This window comes from Stenotrophomonas sp. P5_A8 (genome assembly GCF_056400545.1).
The window spans coordinates 1-3,421 of sequence record NZ_JBFULB010000383.1; the positions used below are offsets into that span (position 1 = coordinate 1).

Below are 3,421 nucleotides of genomic sequence, written 5' to 3' on the forward strand. Positions count from 1 at the left end.
CACTCTCATCTGCCTACTCGACGCCGAACGAATTAGACGCGATTAGGCGCAGTTTCCTCGACGAAGCGTGCCATCACATACAACTGAACGTCCCGCCTGGTCAGCGAAGTCGGGTTGATGTGCTTAACGCTCAGATTGCGAAGATAGTTGACGGCTTCCTTGATGTAGAAGGCGTACGGAATGCCGGTCAGTTCAACAGCCTGACGTGCCTTCCACAGAGCACGGAAGCGGGAATCAGCACAAGTTTGCAAGCTGTACTCGGTCTGCAGCACTCCAAGCGCGCCTGCAATCAGCCGCCCAAACTCCTCAGTTGCTTGGAAGTCCGTAAGGCTGGCGCTCTCAAGCGGTCGCAGACCTGCACACTCCTCGTCCTTCTCCAAGACATAGTCATCAATCAGCATTTCGGCAATTTCACGCTCCACCTCCTCGAGGCGAGCCGCGGACTCGCACCGGGCGCAGCACAGTTCAATTGCACGATACATGTCACTCATTTTGGAATCTCCTAGTAGCAGCGACTTGCTGCACGAGTAGCCTAGCGACTGCAATATGGGGGGATGTACGATACGGACCTCCCCCCATATTTCCCTGATGTATGAAGCCCACGACTAGAAAGTTCCCTGAGATCGAGCAACTGTTGGCACTGGCAAGGCTAGTTCGGAAAAGGCTCGATGAGCAGCTGGATGAAATCCGTTTGGAGACCAATAAGCAGCTGAATGACGTCCGTTTCGACACGAACATGTTTCTGGCACTGAGCGAAATTGATCGACTCTGCAAACGGGGATCACACGCAATCAGAGCCAATGTGTCGAAGAGCTTGGGCATGTCACCGACCTCGATGACAGGCATCTATAGGCGCTTGGATGCCGCCGGTCTGATCGAAGAGTGGCAAGACGAACCTATCTTTTTTGACTCCACCCGACAGAAGTACGCAAGACTCTCTGACGATGGCAAGAAGCTTCTACGCCGCGCCAATGATGCCTGGGAGAAGATCAATGTCAGCTACCTGGGAGATCTGAAGGACAGGCAGCTGAAAGACTTCTCATCGTCCATGGCAGTCATTCGCTCGGCACTGGAATCTAACGACGGTTTGGCGTAGCAGCCAGGCACGATGCACGCTCCGGCTGTATGGAGTGCCCCACGCTTTACCCCCACTTCGGCAGCGACGTAGCGCGACTTCCCCGACTCACCTAGGACTTCGCGACTTGGATGCGGATGATCCTGACCCTCTACTCGATAGCAGCCTCAGCAATGCCAACCAATCGCGTCACAGCGCGCGTCGGACTGAGTAGCTACATCCCTGCATGCAGAGTCGGCGGAGCGCCCCACATCACGCGGCAGGGCGTGCCAGTGCGCTTCTGACTACGGATAGCACCCCCAATCGAAGATGGCCCCAGATCGCAGACATTGGCACATACGAAAGGCCCGCTGACATCTCTGCCAACGGGCCCGATCAAGCTAGCGAGCAAGTTATCGAGGGCGAATGCCAAACCCAAGCAAGACAGCCCCAGCGACGGTCAGAGCTTGACCGATTGCAAGCGCATGCATGTTTGCGAAGTTGCCGTAACCGCTTGCTGATGGGTTGATCAGGAAGTAGAGCCCGACACCAAGGGCAATCAAGCCGAAGATCACACACGCAGCTGCGGAGCCACGCTCTTGCCCTTCCGTCACGCTGGCACGGTTCGATTCAACAATGGCTTTTGGCAGCTTTGCGTAGCACTTTGGACACGTTGCGGACGTCCGACCGGATGGGATCGGTGCCTCGCATGCAGGACATTGGTATGGGTTAGTTGCTGCATTGCTATCTTGCATCTTCATCTCTCCTTGTTGGGATGCACGCGCGCTAGAGAAGTCAGTGGGCGGATGGAGGAGTCGCCTGGGCGTCTCTGACTAGGTCGCGTAGCGCGGTCTGCTGCTCGTCGTGGAGCGTGTATTCGGTGTCGCATACCCGGACCTCAATCTTCTTGGCACCAGCGAAAGCCGATGCCTCCGCCAAGGTCATCTTCTTGCCGAAAGAGAGGATTGCGTACTCGTGTCGACTGAAGGTCGGCATGTCGCCGGGAAGCGAACTGGCATTTCCGTCTACAAGCAGGTCAAATCCTGTGCCTGCGCATCGAACGTCATAAGACATGTTGAAGGTCACAATAGCCGACACCGTAAAACTGTCGGACTTCATCACAGCGCGATCTCCGTCAACCACGCTGCTGAGGCTCAAAGAGACACCCCTGCTCGTCCGGGAAAGCTCTGAGAGCTTCACTTTGGCGTCGTAAGACGTTCGATTCTTGAAGCGGTCGTACGAGCGCTGCTGTGCAACAGCCTCCCCTGGGGCTACCGCCGTCAACGCCAACGACACGGCCGCAGCAAGCGAAATCCAGTTCTTCATCCCAACGTCCCCGACTGAGCGCCGACGGGCCCAGCCACCCCTTGCGGCCGGTCACACCACGTGCAACGCTATTTACCACAATGGTAAAGACTTCTACTGAATAGGTATATGGCCCATGCTCCAGCAGGTTCACTCACCGTTACCTCCGCGTGCCCTCACCCCTAGCCATTACCGCCACGTTTTCCAAACGGTTGTCCGAAGCTCGAGCTCTGCGCGGGTTGTCCCAGCGCGCGCTGGGGGCAATGGTGGATAAGGATCGGGACAAGAATCGGGGTGCCGTGCTGATCAACCGGTACGAGCGCGAAAGGAACCAAGCCGACATGACCAAGGCGGCTGAGCTCGCCAGCGCGCTGGACGTGCCGGTCGCCTACCTGTTCGCTGAAGATGATGACTTGGCTGCGGCAATCTTGGCTTTCGCCAAGCTGCCAGCTGATGACCGCCAAAGAATGCGCGAGGAGCTTGAGCGCCTAGCAGGTCAGCAGCCGGGTTAATCGGCTCATGCCGCCAGCTTTGCGACAGCCGCCGCCAAGGTGTCCGGGGCCAGATGCGCATACCGCAGTGTCATAGTGATGTCTGCATGACCCAAGAGCTCGCGCACAGTGTTCAGGTCTACCCCTGCCCGCACCAAGCGCGATGCAAAGTGATGCCGGAGGTCATGGAACCGGAACTGTTCGATGCGGGCGTCAGTGATCAGCTTGCCCCACCCTTTTTTGATGTCGCTCACCTCGAATACCTTGCCCGCGCGTCGCTCGCCCGCTTGACTGGCCCAACGCTGCAGGACTTCCATGGCTTCGACGTTCAGAGGGATGTGACGCTGCCTGCCGGACTTGGCGTTCTCCGCCTGGATGGTGAGCATCTTTGCTTCCCAGTTGATGTCGGCCCATGTCATCGACAGCAGCTCACCCCGTCTCATACCGGTGTTCATGGCTGTAAGAACCACGGGCGTTAGGTGATCGACATACCCGTCCATCGGCAAATCAGGCAGAACCGCTTGCCGGTACTTACGTCGGGCCGCATTAGCGTTCGCCCTGCCCTCAACCC

General features: G+C 57.6%; 5 protein-coding genes. 2 read left to right on the forward strand and 3 right to left on the reverse strand.

Annotation, left to right across the window (positions count from 1 at the left end; translation table 11 throughout):
• Nucleotides 1-32: 32 nt before the first annotated feature.
• Nucleotides 33-491 carry a hypothetical protein gene (locus AC1DQP_RS18360; protein WP_478052187.1) on the reverse strand — a complete coding sequence of 153 codons (459 nt, stop codon included), beginning with the start codon at nt 489-491 and terminating at the stop codon, nt 33-35.
• A 101-nt stretch (nt 492-592) separates the two neighbouring features.
• Here AC1DQP_RS18360 and AC1DQP_RS18365 point away from each other — a divergent pair, with 101 nt between their 5' ends.
• Nucleotides 593-1,096 (forward strand): MarR family winged helix-turn-helix transcriptional regulator, encoded by a 504-nt coding sequence (locus tag AC1DQP_RS18365; RefSeq protein WP_478052188.1) that lies wholly within the window; start codon nt 593-595, stop codon nt 1,094-1,096.
• Between the two features lie 753 nt (nt 1,097-1,849).
• On the opposite strand, the gene AC1DQP_RS18370 is transcribed toward AC1DQP_RS18365, so the two are convergent.
• Complete coding sequence (locus AC1DQP_RS18370) at nt 1,850-2,380, reverse strand: hypothetical protein (RefSeq protein ID WP_478052189.1); 531 nt, start codon at nt 2,378-2,380, stop codon at nt 1,850-1,852.
• 278 nt (nt 2,381-2,658) lie between these two features.
• Between AC1DQP_RS18370 and AC1DQP_RS18375 the strand changes: the two genes are divergently transcribed.
• Nucleotides 2,659-2,871 carry a hypothetical protein gene (locus AC1DQP_RS18375; protein ID WP_478052190.1) on the forward strand — a complete coding sequence of 71 codons (213 nt, stop codon included), beginning with the start codon at nt 2,659-2,661 and terminating at the stop codon, nt 2,869-2,871.
• Between the two features lie 5 nt (nt 2,872-2,876).
• Here the strand turns inward: AC1DQP_RS18375 and AC1DQP_RS18380 are convergent.
• A partial coding sequence (locus AC1DQP_RS18380; protein ID WP_478052191.1) for a tyrosine-type recombinase/integrase occupies nt 2,877-3,421 on the reverse strand: 545 nt, incomplete at its 5' end.